The sequence below is a fragment of the Candidatus Accumulibacter vicinus genome (assembly GCF_000584955.1).
Classification (GTDB): domain Bacteria; phylum Pseudomonadota; class Gammaproteobacteria; order Burkholderiales; family Rhodocyclaceae; genus Accumulibacter; species Accumulibacter vicinus.
In genome coordinates this window covers 122,038-143,031 of the sequence record NZ_JDSS02000037.1, presented here as the reverse complement: position 1 = coordinate 143,031, position 20,994 = coordinate 122,038, and the positions used below count along the sequence as shown (strand labels likewise).

The 20,994-nt window shown below is 62.3% G+C and carries 23 protein-coding genes; 11 read left to right on the top strand and 12 right to left on the bottom strand.

Annotation, left to right across the window (positions count from 1 at the left end; genetic code table 11):
* The first annotated feature begins 74 nt into the window (after positions 1-74).
* Complete coding sequence (locus CAPSK01_RS16480) at positions 75-332, top strand: hypothetical protein (protein WP_034929137.1); 258 nt, start codon at positions 75-77, stop codon at positions 330-332.
* 126 nt (positions 333-458) lie between these two features.
* Here CAPSK01_RS16480 and CAPSK01_RS16475 read toward each other — a convergent pair whose 3' ends face one another.
* Positions 459-869, bottom strand: coding sequence for a hypothetical protein (locus tag CAPSK01_RS16475; RefSeq protein WP_273703877.1), 411 nt, complete (start codon positions 867-869; stop codon positions 459-461).
* Positions 870-992: 123 nt separating this feature from the next.
* Positions 993-1,460: a hypothetical protein gene (locus tag CAPSK01_RS16470; protein WP_034929132.1), complete on the bottom strand. Its 468-nt coding sequence runs from the start codon at positions 1,458-1,460 to the stop codon at positions 993-995.
* A 132-nt stretch (positions 1,461-1,592) separates the two neighbouring features.
* On the opposite strand from CAPSK01_RS16470, the gene CAPSK01_RS16465 reads away from it, so the two are divergent.
* On the top strand, positions 1,593-2,612 hold the full coding sequence (locus tag CAPSK01_RS16465) for an integron integrase (RefSeq protein WP_034929130.1): 1,020 nt from the start codon (positions 1,593-1,595) through the stop codon (positions 2,610-2,612).
* Positions 2,613-2,807: 195 nt separating this feature from the next.
* On the opposite strand, the gene CAPSK01_RS16460 is transcribed toward CAPSK01_RS16465, so the two are convergent.
* From CAPSK01_RS16460 to CAPSK01_RS16425, 9 genes are all read right to left on the bottom strand, one after another.
* Entirely contained in the window at positions 2,808-3,707 is a 900-nt protein-coding gene (locus CAPSK01_RS16460) for a DMT family transporter (protein ID WP_034929127.1), read from the bottom strand.
* 5 nt (positions 3,708-3,712) lie between these two features.
* Positions 3,713-4,438, bottom strand: a complete 726-nt coding sequence (locus tag CAPSK01_RS16455) for an ABC transporter ATP-binding protein (protein WP_034929475.1) — start codon at positions 4,436-4,438, stop codon at positions 3,713-3,715.
* Positions 4,438-5,301 carry an ATP-binding cassette domain-containing protein gene (locus CAPSK01_RS16450; RefSeq protein ID WP_273703876.1) on the bottom strand — a complete coding sequence of 288 codons (864 nt, stop codon included), beginning with the start codon at positions 5,299-5,301 and terminating at the stop codon, positions 4,438-4,440. Before CAPSK01_RS16450 ends, CAPSK01_RS16455 begins: the two co-directional genes overlap by 1 nt.
* Positions 5,298-6,599, bottom strand: a complete 1,302-nt coding sequence (livM, locus tag CAPSK01_RS16445; protein ID WP_034929124.1) for a high-affinity branched-chain amino acid ABC transporter permease LivM — start codon at positions 6,597-6,599, stop codon at positions 5,298-5,300. The genes CAPSK01_RS16450 and livM overlap by 4 nt, the downstream gene beginning before the upstream one ends.
* Positions 6,599-7,513, bottom strand: a complete 915-nt coding sequence (locus CAPSK01_RS16440; protein ID WP_034929122.1) for a branched-chain amino acid ABC transporter permease — start codon at positions 7,511-7,513, stop codon at positions 6,599-6,601. The genes livM and CAPSK01_RS16440 overlap by 1 nt, the downstream gene beginning before the upstream one ends.
* A gap of 46 nt (positions 7,514-7,559) precedes the next feature.
* Positions 7,560-7,772, bottom strand: a complete 213-nt coding sequence (locus CAPSK01_RS23465) for a type II toxin-antitoxin system HicB family antitoxin (protein WP_273703875.1) — start codon at positions 7,770-7,772, stop codon at positions 7,560-7,562.
* 37 nt (positions 7,773-7,809) lie between these two features.
* Positions 7,810-10,950, bottom strand: coding sequence for a bifunctional proline dehydrogenase/L-glutamate gamma-semialdehyde dehydrogenase PutA (gene putA / locus CAPSK01_RS16435; protein ID WP_034929119.1), 3,141 nt, complete (start codon positions 10,948-10,950; stop codon positions 7,810-7,812).
* Between the two features lie 114 nt (positions 10,951-11,064).
* On the bottom strand, positions 11,065-12,162 hold the full coding sequence (locus CAPSK01_RS16430) for a branched-chain amino acid ABC transporter substrate-binding protein (protein ID WP_034929116.1): 1,098 nt from the start codon (positions 12,160-12,162) through the stop codon (positions 11,065-11,067).
* On the bottom strand, positions 12,159-12,851 hold the full coding sequence (locus CAPSK01_RS16425; RefSeq protein ID WP_034929114.1) for a GntR family transcriptional regulator: 693 nt from the start codon (positions 12,849-12,851) through the stop codon (positions 12,159-12,161). Before CAPSK01_RS16425 ends, CAPSK01_RS16430 begins: the two co-directional genes overlap by 4 nt.
* A gap of 207 nt (positions 12,852-13,058) precedes the next feature.
* On the opposite strand from CAPSK01_RS16425, the gene CAPSK01_RS16420 reads away from it, so the two are divergent.
* Positions 13,059-13,454 carry a hypothetical protein gene (locus CAPSK01_RS16420; RefSeq protein ID WP_337958610.1) on the top strand — a complete coding sequence of 132 codons (396 nt, stop codon included), beginning with the start codon at positions 13,059-13,061 and terminating at the stop codon, positions 13,452-13,454.
* An 11-nt stretch (positions 13,455-13,465) separates the two neighbouring features.
* On the top strand, positions 13,466-13,693 hold the full coding sequence (locus CAPSK01_RS16415; RefSeq protein ID WP_034929109.1) for a YMGG-like glycine zipper-containing protein: 228 nt from the start codon (positions 13,466-13,468) through the stop codon (positions 13,691-13,693).
* A 51-nt stretch (positions 13,694-13,744) separates the two neighbouring features.
* On the opposite strand, the gene CAPSK01_RS16410 is transcribed toward CAPSK01_RS16415, so the two are convergent.
* The gene (locus CAPSK01_RS16410; protein ID WP_034929106.1) at positions 13,745-14,101 is read right to left on the bottom strand and encodes a hypothetical protein; all 357 of its coding nucleotides are present in this window, start codon (positions 14,099-14,101) and stop codon (positions 13,745-13,747) included.
* 191 nt (positions 14,102-14,292) lie between these two features.
* Between CAPSK01_RS16410 and gmk the strand changes: the two genes are divergently transcribed.
* From gmk to CAPSK01_RS16375, 7 genes are all read left to right on the top strand, one after another.
* Positions 14,293-14,901 carry a guanylate kinase gene (gene gmk, locus CAPSK01_RS16405; RefSeq protein WP_034929103.1) on the top strand — a complete coding sequence of 203 codons (609 nt, stop codon included), beginning with the start codon at positions 14,293-14,295 and terminating at the stop codon, positions 14,899-14,901.
* Positions 14,902-14,919: 18 nt separating this feature from the next.
* Complete coding sequence (gene rpoZ / locus CAPSK01_RS16400) at positions 14,920-15,126, top strand: DNA-directed RNA polymerase subunit omega (RefSeq protein WP_034929100.1); 207 nt, start codon at positions 14,920-14,922, stop codon at positions 15,124-15,126.
* Between the two features lie 31 nt (positions 15,127-15,157).
* Entirely contained in the window at positions 15,158-17,362 is a 2,205-nt protein-coding gene (locus CAPSK01_RS16395; RefSeq protein WP_034929470.1) for a bifunctional (p)ppGpp synthetase/guanosine-3',5'-bis(diphosphate) 3'-pyrophosphohydrolase, read from the top strand.
* The gene (locus CAPSK01_RS16390; RefSeq protein ID WP_034929097.1) at positions 17,359-18,594 is read left to right on the top strand and encodes a D-amino acid dehydrogenase; all 1,236 of its coding nucleotides are present in this window, start codon (positions 17,359-17,361) and stop codon (positions 18,592-18,594) included. The genes CAPSK01_RS16395 and CAPSK01_RS16390 overlap by 4 nt, the downstream gene beginning before the upstream one ends.
* 24 nt (positions 18,595-18,618) lie before the next feature.
* The gene (locus tag CAPSK01_RS16385; protein WP_034929094.1) at positions 18,619-19,407 is read left to right on the top strand and encodes a TatD family hydrolase; all 789 of its coding nucleotides are present in this window, start codon (positions 18,619-18,621) and stop codon (positions 19,405-19,407) included.
* Between the two features lie 199 nt (positions 19,408-19,606).
* The gene (rquA, locus tag CAPSK01_RS16380; RefSeq protein WP_273703874.1) at positions 19,607-20,365 is read left to right on the top strand and encodes a rhodoquinone biosynthesis methyltransferase RquA; all 759 of its coding nucleotides are present in this window, start codon (positions 19,607-19,609) and stop codon (positions 20,363-20,365) included.
* A gap of 94 nt (positions 20,366-20,459) precedes the next feature.
* A partial coding sequence (locus tag CAPSK01_RS16375) for an FAD-binding protein (RefSeq protein ID WP_034929091.1) occupies positions 20,460-20,994 on the top strand: 535 nt, incomplete at its 3' end.

Here is a 20,994-nt window from a genome sequence, read left to right as displayed (position 1 = left end):
ACGGATCAGATCGTGGCTTCGCACGATCTATCCTTATTCGTTAGGCCCGTCGTGGCCGAAGCGAGAGGACAGACATGCACCCCGAACTGCTGAAAGATATTGTGGAACTGTGCAAGCAGCGCCAAGCGCAGGGCGATTACCCGACCGAGGCAATTGCTGACGCGGAAGTGTTGGAGAACGCCATCGTTCAGCTTGCGACGCTGCCGGCCCTGCCGAAGCCGCGCGTGCTGGCGAGTGGGACGATTGCCGGCAAGGCGATTGAACTGCGCGGCTGGCACACCGAAGACATCGAGATTTGGGAGCGTCAGCACGGGCTGACGTTCGGGGCCTAACGTGAAAGCTCAGGCGACGGCCGCGGCTTCATGCGGCCGGTCGCCTGGAGCGCAGGGTTGGGCATGGATGCATGATTGCAAGACCCCAAGCTTTGTGCGTTGTGTGTCATCGGGATGCGTTCTTGCTCATAACATAGCTCGGACGAGAAGGCCCAGCCAACAGACAAGGCCGAGGACGTACAGGAATCTGACCGCGTTTAAACCAGTAAAGACGGTAGCTGGCGGAACACGACGAGCATAGATTTGCATCCCCAGCTCTGCGCATAACTCCTCTGCGCGTTTGATCGTCGCGAGCAAGTGCTGAGCGCCGCGATGATTAATGACCGCAAATGCCAAGGTTACTCCGATGCCAATTAAGCTGAGGACAATTTGATCGGGAGCTGCAAGCGGAGGATTCCTGAAGAACGCATTGAACAACGCTCCCAGCATCGCTAAGTAGACAGTCAATTGCCCGAAGAGCAAGGTTGCCTCATACCGGTGCAACGCCGATGCTTCAGTAAGCTCACGAAGGTTTCTCTCGTCGGCTTCGCTTTGCATAAGTTGCAAGTCCTCTAGACGCCCAACGTCAAGCTTCAGGGGCCGACGACCAGCAAGCGAAGCGCCGCTGGTCGCCGGTTCCATGGAAGCGCAAGTTAGGCTTAACTCGAAGTACGAATGCCTTCATTGGACGAGATCGAAACTTGACACGGCGATGAGGTACAAGCCAAGTACAACTGTATATGTCAAATTCAGCCACCAAGGGATATTCGGAAACAATAGCCCCAGCAACCAATTAATTATCGGAGCAATAACCAGTATATCATGCTGGAAAAACATGTAAACGGAATAACTGGCGACGTAACCTAGCACCAATGGCCCAAAATACGATTTCAACGTAAACAGAAACCCGAACACTAGGGCAAGCCCAATGCTTTTCGCTGCTGATAGAATCGTGTAGTTTTTGACTTGTGCATCAAATAGAAGGAATGAAGAATAGAAAATCACTCCTATCATGATTATCGCACTGATTACGAGCCCGCTCATGACGCGAACGGGACAGTCGCCCGCGTCCTCTACAAAAAGCTTGCACTGCCATACTAAGGAAGCCAATCCGATAATTCCAACGAAGATGACGGGTAGGGAGTCCATTGAATAACCTCGTCTATTCTGGTCAATGCCTAACGTGAAGTGGACATCCTACTTGACGATTTACTTTGCGTCATTATACTGTATGTATGAACAGTAACTGGCAAATTTCCAACCGAAACAAGGAGGTGCCCAATGGAAACGTTCACTAAAAGTTCGGGCAATTGCGTCAATGCCGGCGGCGCTTCTCGCCCCCCCAGGCGGCTGCTGGAACAGCTCAGCGACCGCATCCGTGTCAAGCACTATAGCATACGGACCGAGCAGGCTTATAGCGATTGGGTGCGACGTTTCATTCTCTTCCACGGCAAACGTCATCCGCGGGAAATGGGAGCAAACGAGGTGGAGGCGTTTCTGACTCACCTTGCCGTGGCGGGGCGTGTTTCTGCATCCACCCAGAACCAGGCGAAAAGCGCTCTATTGTTCCTTTACAAGGAAGTGTTGGAGACTGAGCTGCCGTGGCTGGATGAGGTCGAGTCGGCGAAGGCTACGAAACGTTTGCCGGTCGTTCTGACCCCGGCAGAAGTTCAGCGTCTGCTGGCGCCGATCGAAGGAACCGTGGGTCTGATCCTCCGACTGCTCTACGGTACCGGGATGCGCATCATGGAGTGCCTGCGGTTGCGGGTGAAGGACGTGGACTTCGCTCGCGGCGAGATCCTGGTGCGGGAGGGGAAGGGGTTCAAGGATCGGGTGACGATGCTGCCCGAAAAGCTGCTTGCTCCGCTCAGCGAGCATCTGGCGCGGGTGAAGGCGCTGCACGAAGCGGACCTCGCTGACGGTTTGGGCGAAGTGTATTTGCCATCGGCGCTCGAACGAAAATATCCGAACGCCGCGCGTGCATGGGCCTGGCAGTATGTGTTTGTCGCCGCCAAACGATCGGTCGATCCGCGCTCGGGGGCAGTTCGCCGACACCACGTGGGAGCGCAAAGCATCCAGCGTGCGATGCGCGATGCGCTGCGCCATGCTGGAATCAGCAAGCCAGCGACCCCACACACGCTTCGCCACTCGTTTGCCACTTCCCTGCTCGAAAGCGGCTACGACATTCGCACCGTGCAGGAACTCCTGGGCCATGCGGAGGTGAGCACGACGATGATTTACACGCATGTGCTCAGGCGCGGCGGGCGAGGTGTTCGGAGCCCGTTCGACGCCCTGGCATAGACTGGTGTCCGTCGGCAGGCCGATAGAGAGCAGTTGGGCTGCTCAGGTTCAGACATGCTCACATGCTCAGGTCGCTGCGTTGAGCAGCGAGGGAGCGAGCACGTTTTTTCTTCGGCTGCAGAGATTTGCTCATACCGCCAATGCGCATCCAATGATCAAGGGAAGCCGTTTGTGACGGTACACCGTCTTCGCTTGCTACCTTTCCCCCCGCGCCGCCAGATAAATCCCGACCAGCAGCATCACAAACCCGACTCCCTGCCACAGGGCGAACGCTTCCCCGAAAAAGACCCACGCCAGCACCGCACTTCCCACCGGCTCCCCGAGCGTCACCACCGCAATGAAGGTCGGCGAGACATGTTTGAGCGACCAGTTGTACGATGTGTGGCCGAGCAACTGCGGGCCGAGCGCCATGCCCAGGGCCACCAGATAAGCGGCGTCGCTGTATCCGGTCAGGGGCGTGCCGCTGCTCTGACAGGCAAGAACCAGCAGAATCGCGGCGCTGCCGTAGGCAAGCCAGACATACGCCGGCAGCGGCAGGCTGGCGCGCAGGCGGCGACCGATCAGGAGATACGCCGAGAAGCACCAGCTTCCGACGATGGCGAGGAGGTTGCCGAGCAGTGGATTGCTGCCGGAGACGCTCGCCCGGCTGTCGCTCCAGAAGATCAGTCCGCTGCCGGACAGGGAAATCACGATGCCGACGAGCATCAGGCGACTCGGGCGGTCGCCAAAGAGCAGGAACGAAGCGATGCCGACCCACAACAGATTGGTCGTCACCAGGGCGGTACTGCTGGCCACCGAGGTGTATTCGAGCGAGGTGATCCAGGTGGCGAAATGCAGCGCCAGGAAGAAGCCGGCGCCGCAGGTCAGCAGGATCTGCCCGCGGCTCAGCGTACGCAGTGTCCGGCTCGATTGCCAGAGGGCGATCGGGGTGATGATCAGCGCCGCGAGGCCGAGGCGCAGCGTGGCGATGGTCAGGGACGGCAGGCCGTAGCCCTGGGCGAAGCGCGCCAGAATGGCGCCGAAGGAGATCGCCAGCAGGCCGACGCCGAGAACCAGAAAAGGGAGCCAGCGCGGCGGCGCCTTGCCGCTGTCCACGAGGCTCAGGTCGCCGTCGCGGCGCGGCCGCCTTCGAGGTAGGCCGCGTGTACCTCCGGATTGGCCAGCAGCTCCCGGCCGGTTCCCGACAGGATGATCCGGCCATGTTGCAGCACGTAGCCGCGGTGCGCGACGCGTAAGGCGTGATGCGCGTTCTGTTCGACGAGCAGGAGGGTCATGCCGTGCTCGCGGTTGAGTTCGCGGACGATCTGGAAGATTTTCTTGATGTACAGCGGCGCGAGGCCGAGCGAGGGTTCGTCGAGCAGCAGGAGTTGCGGCCGGCTCATCAGGGCGCGCGCGATCGCCAGCATCTGCTGTTCGCCGCCCGAGAGCGTGCCGGCGCGCTGCTGGCAGCGCTCTTCGAGAATCGGGAAGAGCGAGTACATGCGTTTCAGGTCGACCGCGAAGTTCATCTCCTCGCCGAGCACCGCGCCCATCTGCAGGTTCTCCATCACCGTCATGCGCGAGAAGATGCGCCGGCCTTCGGGAACCAGCGCGATGCCGCGGCGGGCGATTTCATGCGTCGGCAGATGGGTGATGTCCTCGCCGTCGAAGACGATGCGTCCGCTCGATGCGCGCGGCTGGCCGAAAATCGCCATCATCAGCGTTGACTTGCCGGCGCCGTTGGCCCCGATCAGGGTGACCACTTCGCCGACCTGTACGTCGATGTCGACGCCGTGCAGCGCATGAATATGTCCGTAATGGGCATGCACGCCCGACAGTTGCAGCATCATCGCGGGGCCTCCGGAGGCAGGGCTTCCCTGGCCTGCGACTCGTCGGCCTGCAGTTCGTCGGCATCTTCCTCGCCGAGATAGGCCTTGATCACGTTCGGATCGCGCTGGATCTGCAGCGGCGGGCCTTCGGCGATCTTGCGGCCGTAGTTGAGGACGCAGATGTGGTCCGAGACATTCATCACCACGCTCATGTCGTGCTCGATCAGCAGGATGGCGATGCCTTCGTCGCGCGCCAGGTGTTTGAGGAGTTCGTTGAGTTCGGCCGATTCGCGCGGGTTGAGGCCGGCCGCCGGTTCGTCGAGGCAGAGCAGGAGCGGGTCGACACAGAGTGCGCGGGCGATCTCGATGCGCCGCTGCATGCCGTAGGGCAGGTCGCCGGTGGCGGTGTCGGCCTGGTCGATCAGGTGGAGGTGTTTGAGCCAGCCGACCGCCTTGTCCATCGCGGCCGCTTCCGCGCGGCGATAGCCGGGCAGGCCGAAGAGGCCGGCCAGCGAGAAACGCGAGGCGTGCTGCAGGGCGTTGTGCTGCGCGACGATGAGGTTTTCGAGAACGGTCATCTTCGGGAACAGGCGAATGTTCTGGAAGGTGCGCACCACTTTGGCGGTGCGCGCGACCTGGTGGCTGGCGAGCTGTTCGAGGCGCATCACGCCACGTTGCGGGTGGTTGAGGCGGACGCTGCCTTGGCTCGGCTTGTAGAAACCGGTCAGGCAGTTGAAGAAGGTGGTCTTGCCGGCGCCGTTCGGTCCGATGACGCCGGTGATCTGGCGGGCGGCGACGTCGAGCGACAGGTCGTCGATGGCCAGCAGGCCGCCGAAGCGCATGGTCAGGCGCTCGACGCTCAGGAGCGGGGCGGCGCTCATCGGCGGCCGCCGTCGGCGAGGTAGCGCAGCGTCGGTTCGCGGTGCGAGAGGATGCCGCCGGGTTTCCAGACCATGATCAGGATCATCGCCGCGCCGAAGAGCAGCATCCGGTATTCGGCGAAGTCGCGCCCGAGTTCGGGCAGCAGCACCAGCACCAGGGAGGCGAGGACGACACCGAGCTGGCTGCCCATGCCGCCGAGAACGACGATCGCCAGGATGATCGCCGACTCGTTGAAGGTGAAGGATTCGGGCGAGATGAATCCCTGCCGGGCCGCGAAAAAGACGCCGGCGAAACCGCCGAGCATGGCCCCGATGGCAAAGGCCGAGAGCTTGACATTGCGCGCGTTGATGCCCATCGCCTTGCAGGCGATCTCGTCTTCGCGCATCGCTTCCCAGGCGCGGCCGATCGGTAGCCGGCGCATTCTTGAGACGAAGCCGTTGGTGAGCAGCGCCAGCGCGAGAATCAGGTAATAGAGGAAGATGATGCGGTGGTTGGGGGCATATTCGAGACCGAAGAACGAGGCGAAGGTCGGATCGTCGCCAGGTGGTTTGAAAGGCAGGCCGAAGAACGAGGGGCGCGGAATCGAGGGGATGCCGTTCGGACCGCCCGAAAGTTCGGTCCAGTTGACCAGGATGACGCGGATGATCTCGCCGAAGCCGAGCGTCACGATGGCCAGGTAATCGCCGCGCAGGCGCAACGTCGGCCAGCCGAGAAGGATCCCGAAGCTCGCCGCCATGGCGCCGGCGACCGGCAGTGCCTGCCAGAATCCCCAGCCGAATTGCGTGGACAAGAGACCATAGGTATAGGCGCCGACCGCGTAGAAAGCGACATAGCCGAGATCGAGCAGGCCGGCCAGACCGACGACGACGTTCAGGCCCCAGCCGAGCATCACGTAGATCAGCACCGTGGTCGCGGTATCGACGACGTAGCGATTCTCGGAAAAAACGATCGGCAGCACCAGCGAGACGCCGAGTGCGATCCAGCCGACCCAGGTCAGCAGCGGGCTGCTCGCCAGACTGCGCCCGCTGACCGCCTCTACCGCCTGTTCGCGTGCCTGCCGGCGTGCCCGCAGGTGGTCGAGGGCATAGCGCAGCAGCAGGCGACCGGCGAAGCAAACGGCGACGAATGAAAATAGCGCCGGCCAGCGGGTGGTGATGCGCAGCGCGCCGCCCTGGTCGACGGTGCTCAGGCCGATCATCGGGATGCCGAGCAGCAGGGCGATCAGGGCCAGTGCCGCGGCGTCCTTGAGGCGCTCGGCCGGGGTGACGCCGGGATGGGCGAGAACGAGCGTGGACATCAGACTTTCTCCACTTCAGGACGGCCGAGCAGGCCGGAAGGGCGGAACATCAGCACCAGGATGAGGATGCTGAAGGTGGCCACATCCTTGTATTCGGCCGACAGGTAAGCGGCCCAGAACGCTTCGATGAGGCCGATCAGCAGGCCGCCGAGCATCGCTCCCGGCAGCGAGCCGATGCCGCCGAGGACGGCGGCGGTAAAGGCCTTGATGCCGGCGACGAAGCCGATGAAGAAATCGACGACGCCGTAATAGACCGTGACCATCACGCCGGCGACGGCGGCGAGCGCTGCGCCGAGCATGAAGGTCAGCGAGATCGTGCGGTCGACGTTGATCCCGAGCAGCGCGGTCATCGTCCGGTCCTGCTCGCACGAGCGTTGCTGGCGGCCGAAGGAAGTCCGGGTGATCAGGTAGGTGAAGCCGGCCATCAGCGCGACGGTGACGAAAACGATCAGGATCTGTGAGTAGGCGAGGCGGACGGTGAAGCCGTCAACCGTCAGCAGATCGATGCCGCCGACAAGAACCGGCGCGATCGGCTTGACGCGTGCCCCTTGCGTCAGTTGCACCATGTTCTGCAGGAAGATCGACATGCCGATCGCCGAGATCAGCGGCGCCAGCCGCGTCGAACCGCGCAGCGGCCGGTAGGCGATGCGTTCGACCGTCCAGCCATAGACCGAGGTGAACAGCACGGCGACCAGCAGCACCAGCAGCAGCGAGAGCGGAATCGAACTGATCCCGAAGCTGGCCAGCATCGTGAACACGGTCACGGCGATGAAGGCGCTGACCATGTAGATGTCGCCATGCGCGAAATTGATCATCCCGATGATGCCGTAGACCATCGTGTAGCCGATGGCGATCAGGCCATAGACCGCCCCCAGGGTCAGTCCGTTGATCAGTTGCTGAAGTGCAAGAGCCATGGTCCTCCTTCATGCGCGATGAGGTGTGACAGCAAGTCACGCCGTTTCATAGAGCAATTGGCAATTCTTCAAACCTTTTGCCAGCCGCATCGAGTGCCTCTGCGCGATTGAAGTCAATGGCTTCGATCAATGTTTCGCGTAGTGACTGTAACAACGCTTCGCGCGCAGATCCCTGACAATTTACACTAGGCACTTCTTCTATCCAGCCGATCCACCAGTCGGCATCCTGCTTGATTACTGCGCTGTAGCTTCGGTTCATGGTGCGTTCTCTTTTACTCCCAGGGTCAGTCCGTTGATCACTCGCCTTCGTCGAGCGCCATCAGCCCGGCGTTGCCGCCGGCGGCGGTGGTATCGACACTGAGCGTGCGCTCGCTGGCGAAACGGTACAGATAATGCGGGCCGCCGGCCTTCGGACCGGTGCCCGAGAGTCCCTCGCCGCCGAAGGGCTGCACGCCGACGACGGCGCCGATGATGTTGCGGTTCACATAGGTGTTGCCGACGTGCAGGCGGTCGGTGATGCGCTTGATGGTTTCGTCGATGCGGCTGTGGATGCCCAGCGTCAGTCCGTAGCCGGTATGGGCGATGGCCGCGCAGACCTGGTCGAGGTCTTCGGCACGCCAGCGCACGACATGCAGGATCGGCCCGAAGACTTCTCGTTCGAGGCGGGCGATGCTGTCGATCTCGTAGGCACGCGGTGCGAAGAAGGTGCCGTGCCGGGTAGCTTCTTCGTCGAGCGGGCAGGTGAAAATCGGCGTCGCAAAGCTGTCGAGCCAGCGTGCGTGTGCCACCAGGACCGCACGCGCCGCTTCGTCGATCACCGGGCCGACATCGGTGGCGATGTCGGCCGGGTTGCCGATGCACAATTCCTGCATGGCGCCGGCGAGCAATTCGCAGACGCGGTCGGCGATGTCGGCCTGGATATACAGGACGCGCAGCGCCGAGCAGCGCTGCCCGGCCGAATTGAAAGCCGAGGCGACGACGTCGCGGACGATCTGTTCGGGCAATGCCGACGAATCGGCGATCAGCGTGTTCTGACCGCCGGTTTCGGCGATCAGCGGCACCAGCGGGCCGTCCTTGCCGGCCAGCGTCTGGGCGATCAGACGCGCGACCTCGGTCGACCCGGTAAAAGCGACGCCGGCGCATGCGCGGTCGGCGACCAGCGCGGCGCCGATGCGTCCGTCACCGGGCAGGAAGTTGAGCGCGCCGGCCGGGATGCCCGCGATGTGCAGCAGTTCGACGGCCAGTGCGGCGACCAGCGGTGTCTGCTCGGCCGGTTTGGCGACGACGGTGTTGCCGGCAGCCAGTGCCGCAGCGATCTGGCCGACGAAAATCGCCAGCGGGAAATTCCACGGGCTGATGCAGACGAAGACGCCGCGGCCGTGCAAGGAGAGGCTGTTCTGCTCGCCAGTCGGGCCGGGCAGCAGGATCGGCCCGGAAAACTTCTCGCGGGCCTGTGCCGCGTAGTAGCGGCAGAAGTCGATCGCTTCACGCACTTCCGAGACGGCGTCGGCCTGCGTGCGGCCACCTTCGCGAACGATCAGGGCGACCAGTTCCGGCAGGCGTCCCTGCAGCAGATCGGTGGCGCGGTCGAGGAGTGAGGCGCGCGCGCTGGCGGGCGTGCCTTCCCAGGCCGGAAAAGCCGCCTGCGCGACAGCCAGGGCTTCACTGACGTCGGCGACGCTGGCCTCGATCACGCGCCCGACGCCGTCGCGCTGGTCGGCCGGCGAATGCACGACCCTGCTGTCGCCGCTGCGCTGCCGGCCATCGATCAGCGGCGCGGCGGTGTAGCTGACGCGCAGGCTCTGTTCGATGCTGCTGCGCAGGTCTTCGAGCGTGGGTTTGTCGTTCATGTCCAGTCCTTCACTATTGATGCGTTCAGCGCCGAAGAGGTCGCGCGGCAAGGGAATGCGTGTCTGGCGCTTGACGGCCAGGGCGGCGGTCCTTTCAACGGGGTCATTGAGCAGCGCGTCGATCGGCAGGCTGGCGTCGGCGATGCGGTTGACGAAGGACGAGTTGGCGCCGTTCTCGAGCAGGCGGCGCACCAGGTATGCCAGCAGGTCCTCGTGGCTGCCGACCGGGGCATAGACGCGACAGGCGCGTCCCAGCTTGTCCTCGCCGACGATCTGGTCGTAGAGTTCTTCGCCCATGCCGTGCAGGCGCTGGTATTCCCATTCGTCGCTGCCGCCGGCACTGATCGCAATCTCGGCGACGGCCGCCAGGGTGTGTGCGTTGTGCGTGGCGAAGGCCGGGTAGAAGGCCTCCGGGTGGGCGAACAGGCGTCGGGCACAGGCCAGATACGAGAGGTCGCTCGACGCCTTGCGGGTGAACACCGGGTAATCGCGCAAGCCACGTTCCTGCGCGAGCTTGATCTCGGCGTCCCAGTAAGCACCCTTGCACAGGCGGACCATCAGACGCCGATCGGCGCGGTGGGCGAGGTCGGTGAGCCAGTCGATGAGTGGCAGCGCACGCTTCTGGTAGGCCTGGACGGCCAGCCCGAGGCCGTTCCAGCCGGCCAGTCCGGCGTCGGTGGCGAGTGCTTCGATCAGGTCGAGCGACATTTCCAGACGATCGACTTCTTCGGCGTCGATCGTGAAGCCGATGTTGCGCGCCTTGGCACGGAGCGCGAGTTCCTTGACGACCGGCCACAATTCGTGGCGAACGCGACCCTCGTTGGCGACTTCGTAACGCGGATGCAGCGCCGAGAGCTTGATCGAGATCGAAGGCGCCTCGTATGCCGGGCGGCCGGCAGCGGCGTCGCCAATTGCCCGGATCGCCGCGCGGTAGGACTCGAAGTAACGCAGCGCGTCGGCGCTGCTGCGCGCCGATTCGCCAAGCATGTCGTAGGAGTGGCGGTAGCCGGCTTTTTCGGCGCTACGGGCGCGCTCCAGCGCTTCATGGATGTTGCGGCCCATCACGAACTGCTTGCCGAGAATGCGCATGGCGGTGATCACCGCCTGCCGGATCACCGGCTCGCCGGTGCGCGCGACGAGGCGCTTGAGGGTGCCGCGCAGGTTGCGGTCCTCGTTGTCGAGATTGACGATGCGGCCGGTGAGCATCAGCGCCCAGGTGCCGGCATTGACGAAAGTGCTGTGCGAGGTGCCGAGCCGCTTCTCCCACTCGGTACTGCCGATCTTGTCGCGAATCAGGCGATCGACGGTCGCCGCATCGGGGATGCGCAGCAGCGCTTCGGCGAGGCACATCAGTACCACGCCTTCGCGCGACGAGAGGTCGTAGGTGGTCAGGAAGGCATCGATGCCGCCACTTTTGAGGCGGCTGTCGCGCACCGTCTGCACCAGTGGCGTCGCGCGTTCACGAATGCCCTGTCGTTCGGAAGGGGTGAAACGCGCCAGAGGGATCAGTTGCTCGATGACCTGGGCTTCATCGATTCGGTGATATTCGCGCAGACGCTGGCGTAGTAGATGGGTAGTAGCGCGCATGCTGCCTTCCAGTCGGTTCGGCGTCGACACCAGGTGTCGCGCGGGGTTTTCGAAACGTCCGCCAAAGGGGGCGGACGCTTGCCTGTGGTCTGCCGGTGCTGCAGGATTACTTCATTACTTCTTCACGTAGTCGTACTTGCCATCCTTCCACTGGTAGACGACAAAGGCCGGCGCCGAACTGTTTCCCTTGGCGTCGAACGACAGTTTGCCGATGACGGTGTCGAAGCTGCCGCTGCGCAGCGTTTTCTCGATGTCGGCGAACTTGGTGCTCTTGGCCTTGGTCGCGGCCTGGTCGAAGAGCTGGAAAGCGGCGTAGGCGTAGAGGACGTAGCCTTCCGGTTCGATCTTGGCATCGTGGAACTTCTTGACCACGGCGGCGGCGCTCGGGTTCTTGCGCGCATCCGGACCGAAGGTGAACAGCACGTTGTTGGCCTCGGGGCCGGCGGCGGTCGCGAGTTCGGTGTTGGACATGGTGTCGCCGCCCATCACCGTCAGTTTCAGGCCGGCCTGTTGCGCCTGCCGCAGAATCAGCGCCACTTCGGTGTGGTAACCGCCGTAGGACATGACTTCGACGCCGGCGGATTTGAGCTTGCTGACCAGCCCGGAATAGTCCTTTTCCCCGGCGGTGATCGATTCGCGCAGGGCCGGCTTGACACCCTTGGCTTCCATCGCCTTGGCGACTTCGTCGGCGAGACCCTTGCCGTAGGCACTCTTGTCGTCAACCACGGCAATCTTCCTGCCCTTGAACTTCTCGGCGAGGTAGGCCCCGGCCACCTGGCCCTGCTGGTCGTCACGACCGGCAATGGCGAAAATGTTCTTGAGGCCGCGGTCGGTGACCTTGGGGTTGGTCGACACGGTCACCACCGGGATGTTGGCCTCGACGTACACTTCGGACGCCGGGATCGTCGATGACGAGCACCAGTGGCCGTGCATGAAGATGATCTTCTTGTTCACCATCTGGTTGGCGACGGCAACGGCCTGTTTCGGATCACAGGCGTCGTCGCCGATTTCCAGCTTCAGTTTTTCACCAACGACGCCGCCCTTGGCGTTGATGTCGGTGATCGCCATCTCGGCGCCCTTCCGGATCTGGTCACCCGCCGAGGCGTACTGACCGGTCATCGGTCCGGCGATGGCCACCAGGTGATCGGCGTAGACATTGCTGACCGCGAGGGAGAGCAGGCTGCAGCCGGTCGCCAGGATCTGTTTGTTCATTGGTTTCCTCCTTTGCTACGTTGGTCTATAAGGTAACTGACAAGTGACGCACCCGCATCGAGCACATGCGCCCGAGTGAGTTCTGCCGCCGCGTCGGGATCCCGGCGGACGAACGCGTCGAGGATCTCGGCGTGTTCGCGCAGGGTGTTGGGCATTCCAGTGGCCATCGACAAGAGCGCGCGCACGTAACGTTCGACCTTGTTGTACAGCGAACGGATTTCGGCGATCAGGATCGGTCGTCCGGCGGCCGTGTAGAGCGTCGAATGGAACAGCCAGTTCAACTCGCCCCAGCGACCGGCGTCGCTGGCCTGGTCGAATTCGTCGAGATGCCGGCGTGCCTGTTCAATCGCCTGGTCGCTGATCAGCGGCGCCGAGAGGCGCGCTGCGCGGGCTTCGAGCATCGCCCGGATTTCCATGTACTCGTCGATCTCGGCTGCCGACAGCGAGGCCACCACGGCGCCGCGGTGGCGCAGGAAGGTCACCAGGCCTTTGGCTTCGAGGTGCTTGAGTGCTTCGCGAACGGGGATCTTGCTGACGTGAAAATGCGCTGCGATCTCGTCCTGCCGGAGCAACTCGCCGGCTGGCAGCAGGCCGTCGACAATGGCCTTCTTGAGCGTTTGCGCGACGTGATCCGACGCGCTGAGGCGGGGCATCTTCTGGGCGGCGACAAGCTCGAGAAGCGATGGCATGGGTGGCGAGGTGAACTCCAGATATCGTATACGATATAAATCTCCGGGCGCGAACATACAGACACTTTCGGCCTCTGGCAAGCTGCAATGCAGCAATCGGCCGCTCTGTCGAGCGTTGGCCGGTTCGCCGAGGGCTCGTCAGGCGATTTCACTTGGAATGACCCTGGCGGCATGGTAGCCTGCAAATCCCTTTTCCTGGAGTAGAAGATGATGACTATTGGATCTGGTTTCCGTAAATTGCGGTTTGTCGCGTCTGCTGCGTGCCTGGCAATGATGATGACTGCTGCCGGTGTCGGTGCAGTCGAAGTGCCGCTGGTCGATGGCACGCACTGGATCAAGTCCTCCGAGGACGTCAAGAAGGCTTACCTCGTCGGGTTGGCCAACATGGTGCAGGTCGAGGCAGCGTATAACGCCGACAATCCGCCGGCCGTCGAGAACGGTTTTTCGTCACGCGTCGCCAGAGGGATGAAGGATCAGACGCTGGGCAGTGTGCTCGAGGCGCTGGACCAATGGTACGCGGCGCATCCCGATCGCTTGCTGCGCCCGGTGGTCGAAACCATCTGGTTCGAAATGGTGGTGCCTGCACTACCCAAGACCAAGTAAGGGAGACAGAGATGGAAAAAACTGGATGGGTTCTGGCCCTCGCGCTGGCACTGGCAGCGACGGGTTGCACCAACATGACTGCGCGCGAGCAGGGAACGGTCAGTGGTGCAGCCATTGGCGCGGCTGCGGGAGCCGGTATTGCGGCAATCTCCGGTGGCAGCGGCTGGACCGGCGCGGCGATTGGCGGGGTGATCGGCGGAACGGTCGGCAATATCAAGGGCAAGCAGCAGGGCTATTGAGGCCGCGCCCGGCTTGTGGGGCTGCACACTTATTGCAGAGATCCGTCAGGGCTACCGGGTGATCGGCATGTTGCGGCCCGAGAACTGGTCGGTCAGGCGTAATGCCGCATCACTGAACTGGCCGAGCGGTTTTTCGGTGCAGTAGCGATTCACGTACTGCTCGACCGTGCCGCTTGAGATGGCCGATACCTGCTGGTTCTGGTTGGCGTAGTTGTGGCCGGTGAGAACGCCGCGCACCCAGGCGACGTAGAGCGCGCGTTGCTCGGCATCGTCCTTTGATGCCGACCAGGTCCGGCACGACATGTCGTCGAAGCCGACGATCTTGAGTGGCACGGCCGCATTGGCCGCCGATAGCGCGGCCAACAGTACAGTGGTGGTCCGTACCAGTTTCAATCGCGATCGCGACATTTGCTTGCTCCTCGCCGGGTGATCATCTCAAGACCGTAATTTTCGTCGGTATCGGCAGGCTAGTCCATGCCCATGACCGCCCCGTTTGTGTCATCCGACCTGGGCGGGGAAGCCTGTCTCCAGGGGATGAGGGTGTTGGCAGCGCCGGGGGGCGGGTAAAATGGCGGGCTTGAATATACGGGCCAGGAACCATGACCGGACATCTCTACATTGTTACGGCGCCGTCCGGCGCCGGCAAGACGACGCTGGTACGATTGTTGCTAGAGAACGATCCGGACATCAGCGTGTCAATTTCACACAGCACGCGTGCACCCCGATCAGGTGAGCGGGATGGTGTCGAGTACCATTTCGTCAGTGTGCCGGATTTTCTCGAGAAGGTTCGCAATGATGCTTTTCTCGAATGGGCAGAGGTCCATGGCAACTACTATGGCACTTCAAGAAGCGGCATCGAAGCGGCCTTGCTTGCCGGTCAGGACGTGCTCCTCGAGATCGACTGGCAAGGCGCTCAGCAGGTGCGGGCACTGTTCCCGGCCGCAATCGGCGTGTTCGTCCTGCCCCCGTCACTTGACGAACTCGAACGCCGGCTTCGCGCGCGCGCCACGGATACCGCTGAAACGATTGCTCGCCGCGTCGCTGCGGCTCGCGAAGAGATGCGGCATGTGGCCGAATTCGACTATGTTATTATCAATGACAAACTTCAGCGCGCGCTGCACGACCTGTTGGCGGTGGTCCGCGCAACTCGGCTTCGTTACGTTGCGCAGCGTCAGCGACATTCCATCCTGTTCGCAACAATATTCTGATTACCCTGGGAGATTGGCATGGCACGAGTAACCGTAGACGACTGTTTGCAGCGAATTCCGAACCGTTTTCAGATGACTCTGGCGGCCACCTATCGTGCCCGTCAGATCACGGCCGGCGCGTCACCGCTGATCGACGCCGGCCGGGACAAGCCGACGGTGATCGCGCTGCGTGAAATCGCTGTCGGCAAGGTCGGCCGGGAAATCCTCAACCGCGGTCAGGCCTGACCTCAATCCGGCAATGGCGCAGGACGAGATCATGGATCCCGTGGTTGCCGCCAGCTTGTCCGCTGAATCGCCGGCGGCTGGCATGACCCCTGATTTACCTCTTCCCGAGGACGATCCGGCTTTCCAGGTCTTCATCGATAGCCTGAGCTATCTTCCCCCGGAAGAAATCGAGCGCGTGCGCGAGGCGTATCTGTTCAGCGAGCAGGCGCATCGTGGGCAGAAGCGCTTGTCGGGCGAGCCCTACATCACGCATCCTCTGGCCGTGGCCGGCGCCATCGCCGAATGGCAAATGGATGTCGAGGGCGTGGTGGCAGCGCTCTTGCATGACGTGATGGAGGATACGTCGGTTGGCAAGAGCGAAATTGCCGACCGTTTCGGCAAACCCGTTGCTGATCTCGTCGATGGTCTGTCGAAGCTCGACAAGATCGAGTTTCAGTCTCAGGAAGAAGCGCAGGCGGAGAATTTTCGCAAGATGCTGATGGCCATGGCGCGCGATCTGCGGGTGGTACTGATCAAGCTCGCCGATCGCCACCACAATCTGCAGACGATGGCCGCGGTGCGTGCCGATAAACGCCGCCGCATCGCTCGCGAGACGCTCGAGATTTACGCGCCGATTGCCAACCGGCTGGGCCTCAACAAACTCTTTCGCGAGTTGCAGGATCTCTCTTTTGAGCTCATTTACCCGATGCGTGCGCGGGTACTGGCGCGTGCGCTCAAGGCGGCGCGCGGTAACCGGCGTGAGCTGTTGTCGCGGATTCTCGACGGCATCACCGGCAAGCTGCGCGAAGCCGGCGTGCAGGCGCAGGTCTTTGGTCGCGAGAAGAGCCTGTATTCAATCTATCGCAAGATGCTCGACAAGCACTTGTCATTCTCGCAGGTGCTCGATGTCTACGGTTTCCGGGTTCTGGTACATGATGTACCGACTGCCTACCTTGCCCTCGGTGCGCTGCACGGGTTGTTCAAGCCGGTTCCTGGAAAGTTCAAGGACTACATCGCCATTCCCAAGCCCAACGGCTACCAGTCATTGCATACCACCCTGATCGGGCCGCACGGCACGCCGTTCGAACTGCAGATTCGCACCGAAGCGATGGAGAACGTGGCGCAGGAGGGCATTGCTTCGCACTGGCTGTACAAGGATAGCGAGGACTTCGGTGCCGATCTGCAACAGAAAACGACCACTTGGTTTCACTCGCTGCTCGACCTGCAGAGCGCAACCGGCGATTCCTCGGAGTTCTTCGAACATGTCAAGGTCGATCTGTTTCCGCATGAAATCTATGTGTTTACGCCCAAAGGCAAGATCATTGCCTTGCCACGTGGTGCGACGGCGGTTGACCTGGCGTACGCGATACACACCGATATCGGCAATCATTGTGTCGCCGCGCAGATCAATTTCAAGCCGCTGCCGCTGATGACCGAACTGACCAACGGTGACCGCGTCGAGATCGTCACCGCTGCCGACGCCCATCCGGATATGGCCTGGCTGACGACGGTCAAGACCGGCAGGGCGCGCAGCAAGATCCGCCATTACCTGAAGAGCGTCCACCATGACGAGTCGACGGCGCTCGGCGAAAAGATGCTCGACCAGGAGTTGCGGGCGTTAGGCGTGGTCGCCTCCGAACTGCCGGTTTCAAGTTGGAAGAACGTGCTGCGCGATTCAGGAAACAAATTGATCAAGGAGGTGTACACCGACATCGGACTTGGTTTTCGCCTTGCCGGTGTCGTCGCTCGTCGCCTGCTGGCGCGCGAGGAAACACCTCAGCCGCCTGAACGGGTGCCCGTTTCGCTGGTGATTCGCGGTACCGAAGGCATGGCTGTGCAGTTCGCGCCCTGCTGCCAACCGATTCCCGGTGACCCGATCATCGGCTCGATCTGGAAGGGCAAGGGTCTGGTGATCCATACGCATGATTGCCCCGCCATTCGCAAGGCGCGTACCGCCAAACCGATGAAATGGATCGACGTCGAGTGGGAGCCGGAGCCCGGCAAACTGTTCAGTGTGCGCCTGCTGATCGTGGTGCAGAATACGCTTGGCGCACTGGGGCGGATCGCCACCGAGATTTCGACCTCCGGCATCAACATCGAGCATGTCAACATGGAAGAGAAGCGCCCCGGACTGTACACGACGCTGCGTTTTACGGTGCAGGTGGCCAGTCGCACTTCTCTGGCGCGCCTGATGCGCAGTCTGCGGCGCATTCCCGAGGTGGTGCGCATCACTCGTGATCAGGGGTTGACTGCTTGAAGGTTGTCGTCCTGGGTGCCGGTGTCGTGGGGGTCACCAGCGCCTGGTATCTGGCCAAGGCAGGACATCAGGTGACGGTGCTGGATCGTCAGACTGCTGCCGGATTGGAAACCAGCTTCGCCAACGGTGGCCAGATTTCGGTTTCGCACGCCGAACCATGGTCGAATCCGCACGCGCCGTTGCGTGCGCTGGCCTGGATGTGGCGCGAGGATGCACCGCTGCTCTTTCGTCTGCGCTGGGACGCCACGCTGCTTGACTGGAGCCTGCGCTTTCTGCGCGAATGCACGGCGCGGCGAACGCGTGACAACATTCGCCAGATCGTCACCCTGGCGCTTTACAGTCGTCGTCAGTTGCAGGCACTGCGCGCTGAAACCATGCTTGCCTACGATCATCTCGAACGCGGCATCCTGCACATCTACACCGACCGCCGCGAGTACGCAACTGCCATCGAAGCGGCCGCGCTGATGCGTGAGTTTGGCTGTGAGCGACGCACTGTGAATGTCGACGAGTGCATCGCCATCGAGCCGGCGTTGGCGTCGGTGAGGCAGCGACTGGTCGGCGGCGACTACACGGCCGCCGACGAATCCGGCGATGCCCACCGCTTCACGCAACAGCTTGCGGCCCTTTGTACGGCACGCGGCGTCGTTTTTCGTTACGGCGTTGCGGTCGACCGGTTGAGTATGGTGGCCGGTCGGGTGGCTGGCGTGATTGCTGCCGGCGAGTTGCACCAGGCCGATGCCTATGTCGCTGCGCTGGGCAGCTATACCCCTTTGTTGCTGCGTCCCATCGGCCTGCGTCTGCCGGTGTACCCGGCGAAGGGCTACTCGGCCACCTTGCCACTGTCCGCCGATAGCATCGCGCCAATTGTCAGCCTCACCGACGACGGTTACAAGATCGTTTTTTCGCGTCTCGGTCAACGTCTGCGCATTGCCGGTACGGCTGAATTCAATGGCTATAATACCGACCTCAATGCGGTGCGCTGCCGGGCCCTGATCGAGCGGGCTAGCGAGCTTTTCCCGGCGTTGCGACCGGCCGCCGAAGCCCAGTTCTGGTGTGGACTGCGTCCGGCAACGCCGTCCAACGTGCCGCTGATCGGCCGCTCGGCAATTCCCAATCTGTATCTCAATACCGGCCATGGGACACTCGGCTGGACGATGGCTTGCGGCTCTGGCGCCGCGCTGGCAGATATCGTCAGCGGCCGTTCGCCTGAGCCAGGCTTTCGGTTTCTTTGATTTCACCCTGGCTGATGCCTGGCGATGCTGATTGACACTCATTGTCACCTCGCAGCGGCTGAATTCGCGGCCGACCGGGACGTGCTGGTGGAGAGGGCGCGGCTGGCCGGGGTGTCGTCCATCGTCGTGCCGGCGGTCGATGTGACGAGCTTTGCCAAGGTGCACGACTGCTGCGCGCGTTACGCCGGATGTGCCCCGGCTTACGGCATTCACCCGCTTTATGTGCAGCATGCTGGCCCTGATGATCTGGCGACCTTGCGCGACTGGCTGGCGCGCGCTTTTGACGGGCCGCAACGGCCGCTGGCGCTAGGTGAGATCGGCCTCGACTTCTTCGTTGCCGATCGGCAGGTCGAGCGGCAGGAGTCATTCTTCGTCGAACAACTGAGAATCGCCCGCGACCTGGAGTTGCCGGTGCTCCTGCATGTCCGCCGGGCGGTCGATCAGGTACTCAAGAATCTACGCCGGATCAGAGTGACCGGCGGCATTGCGCACGCCTTCAACGGCAGTCGACAACAGGCGGAAGCATTCATCGGGCTGGGCTTCAAACTGGGCTTTGGCGGCGCCCTGACCTATCCTGGCTCGACGCGCATCCGCGAGCTGGCGGCTGCGCTGCCATTGGATGCGATCGTGCTCGAAACCGACGCACCGGACATGCCCCCGACCTGGTTGGCTGGTGGCCGCAACACGCCAGCACAGTTGCCGCGGATCAACGCGGTGTTGGCGGAATTGCGCGGTATCGACGCGAGCGAACTGGCGAAGGCGACGGCGTTCAACGCGCTGGAGGTGCTGCCTCGGTTGCGCTCGGCTGACTGATCGGGTAGGGTACGGCCTGAGGGCGTTGGGTTGCGTACTTTCCGCACGGCTGGGCGGCGGATCACCGAATCAGCGGAGCATGACGCAGGAACTTATCTGCTTATCTGCCGGGGGCAGGACCAATGCAGACACTCTGCCCAGACTGACCGATCTTGAAAGACATTTTCCGAACATAGACGTTCGTACTCTCACTATCCATATGAAAAATAACTTCAACGAACCCGTTTCCAGCTGCGTGGCGGTCAAGAAGGTTCTGCCTGCCATCCCTCAGTACTTGCAGGCTCACTATTGGTGGGCCTATGTTCATCCGCGTGCGGTGCATGTCTTCGAGAGGCAATGGCTGGTCAATCTGATTCTCTGGGGTAACTACCGGCGTCTCTGCAATGCGGTGCTGCATGATTACGGTCACCAGCTGCCGGGCCGTACCTTGCAGATTGCCTGTGCCTACGGCGATCTGACGCCGCGACTGGCGGCCTGCGTGACGCCGGGGGGGGCGCTGGAAATTGCCGACATCCTGCCGATCCAGTTGGAGAATCTCGCCGGCAAGCTGGGCCCGCAGGCGCCGATCAAGTTGCATTGCATGGATTCGGCGGCGCTCGGTTTTGCCGACGCGAGCTTTGACCGGGCCCTGCTGTTTTTCCTGCTGCATGAACAGCCGCAGGCCGTGCGCGAAAGAACGCTGGCCGAGGCGCTGCGGGTCGTCCGTCCCGGCGGGACGCTGACCATCGTAGACTACGCGCCGCCGAGCCGCTTCAATCCGTTGCGCTACTTCTGGAAGCCGGTTCTCGACCGGCTGGAGCCCTTTGCCCGCGATCTTTTCAGTGAGGAAGTCATGGCCTGGTTGCCAAAAGAGGGGGGCTTCGTTACGCTCGGCAAGCAACGCTTCTTTGGTGGCATGTATCAGATGTTAACGCTCAAGGTGGTAGAAACAGGTAAGGATCAGTCAGCCGGTGAGTAGGTGATCAGTGGTGGGTCCTGCCGGAGCTTTCTCGGCAGGGCTTTGGGGGATATGGATCGTCGCCAGCAATGCCTGGCGCGAGAAAGGAAAAAGCGTGGAGATATACAAGGCGGACGTAGTGATCGTCGGGGGTGGCGGGGCAGGTCTGCGGGCGGCGATTGCCGTCGCGGAGTCTGATCCCGCGCTGAGGATCGCGCTGGTCTCGAAGGTCTATCCGATGCGTAGCCACACCGTCGCTGCCGAGGGCGGTTCGGCGGGGGTGAAGTTGCCGACCGATAGCCTCGAGTATCACTTCAACGATACGGTGGGTGGCGGCGACTGGTTGTGCGAGCAGGATGTGGTCGAGTATTTCGTGGCACACTGTGCCGAGGAGCTGACCCAGCTCGAGCACTGGGGATGCCCATGGAGCCGTACCCCGGACGGGCATGTCAATGTGCGTGCTTTCGGCGGCATGAAGATCGAGCGGACCTGGTTCGCCGCCGACAAGACCGGTTTTCACATGCTGCACACGCTCTTCCAGACCTCGATCAAGTATCCGTCGATCAAGCGCTTCGACGAACATTTTTGCGTTGATCTGGTGGTCGAGGACGGCCGCGTGCAGGGGGTGGTCGCGATCGAGATCGGATCGG

Excerpts from the sequence above, each read along its gene's own strand:
- CAPSK01_RS16395 (WP_034929470.1), top strand. The coding sequence starts at position 15,158 with ATGGATCCCGTGGTTGCCGCCAGCTTGTCCGCTGAATCGCCGGCGGCT.
- CAPSK01_RS16385 (WP_034929094.1), top strand. The coding sequence starts at position 18,619 with ATGCTGATTGACACTCATTGTCACCTCGCAGCGGCTGAATTCGCGGCC.
- CAPSK01_RS16425 (WP_034929114.1), bottom strand. The coding sequence starts at position 12,851 with ATGCCATCGCTTCTCGAGCTTGTCGCCGCCCAGAAGATGCCCCGCCTC.
- CAPSK01_RS23465 (WP_273703875.1), bottom strand. The coding sequence starts at position 7,772 with ATGAACCGAAGCTACAGCGCAGTAATCAAGCAGGATGCCGACTGGTGG.
- CAPSK01_RS16455 (WP_034929475.1), bottom strand. The coding sequence starts at position 4,438 with ATGCTGCAACTGTCGGGCGTGCATGCCCATTACGGACATATTCATGCG.
- livM (WP_034929124.1), bottom strand. The coding sequence starts at position 6,599 with ATGTCCACGCTCGTTCTCGCCCATCCCGGCGTCACCCCGGCCGAGCGC.
- CAPSK01_RS16470 (WP_034929132.1), bottom strand. The coding sequence starts at position 1,460 with ATGGACTCCCTACCCGTCATCTTCGTTGGAATTATCGGATTGGCTTCC.
- CAPSK01_RS16430 (WP_034929116.1), bottom strand. The coding sequence starts at position 12,162 with ATGAACAAACAGATCCTGGCGACCGGCTGCAGCCTGCTCTCCCTCGCG.
- putA (WP_034929119.1), bottom strand. The coding sequence starts at position 10,950 with ATGCGCGCTACTACCCATCTACTACGCCAGCGTCTGCGCGAATATCAC.
- gmk (WP_034929103.1), top strand. The coding sequence starts at position 14,293 with ATGACCGGACATCTCTACATTGTTACGGCGCCGTCCGGCGCCGGCAAG.
- CAPSK01_RS16475 (WP_273703877.1), bottom strand. The coding sequence starts at position 869 with ATGCAAAGCGAAGCCGACGAGAGAAACCTTCGTGAGCTTACTGAAGCA.
- CAPSK01_RS16415 (WP_034929109.1), top strand. The coding sequence starts at position 13,466 with ATGGAAAAAACTGGATGGGTTCTGGCCCTCGCGCTGGCACTGGCAGCG.
- CAPSK01_RS16465 (WP_034929130.1), top strand. The coding sequence starts at position 1,593 with ATGGAAACGTTCACTAAAAGTTCGGGCAATTGCGTCAATGCCGGCGGC.
- CAPSK01_RS16480 (WP_034929137.1), top strand. The coding sequence starts at position 75 with ATGCACCCCGAACTGCTGAAAGATATTGTGGAACTGTGCAAGCAGCGC.
- CAPSK01_RS16450 (WP_273703876.1), bottom strand. The coding sequence starts at position 5,301 with ATGAGCGCCGCCCCGCTCCTGAGCGTCGAGCGCCTGACCATGCGCTTC.
- rpoZ (WP_034929100.1), top strand. The coding sequence starts at position 14,920 with ATGGCACGAGTAACCGTAGACGACTGTTTGCAGCGAATTCCGAACCGT.
- CAPSK01_RS16410 (WP_034929106.1), bottom strand. The coding sequence starts at position 14,101 with ATGTCGCGATCGCGATTGAAACTGGTACGGACCACCACTGTACTGTTG.
- CAPSK01_RS16440 (WP_034929122.1), bottom strand. The coding sequence starts at position 7,513 with ATGGCTCTTGCACTTCAGCAACTGATCAACGGACTGACCCTGGGGGCG.
- CAPSK01_RS16420 (WP_337958610.1), top strand. The coding sequence starts at position 13,059 with ATGATGACTATTGGATCTGGTTTCCGTAAATTGCGGTTTGTCGCGTCT.
- rquA (WP_273703874.1), top strand. The coding sequence starts at position 19,607 with ATGAAAAATAACTTCAACGAACCCGTTTCCAGCTGCGTGGCGGTCAAG.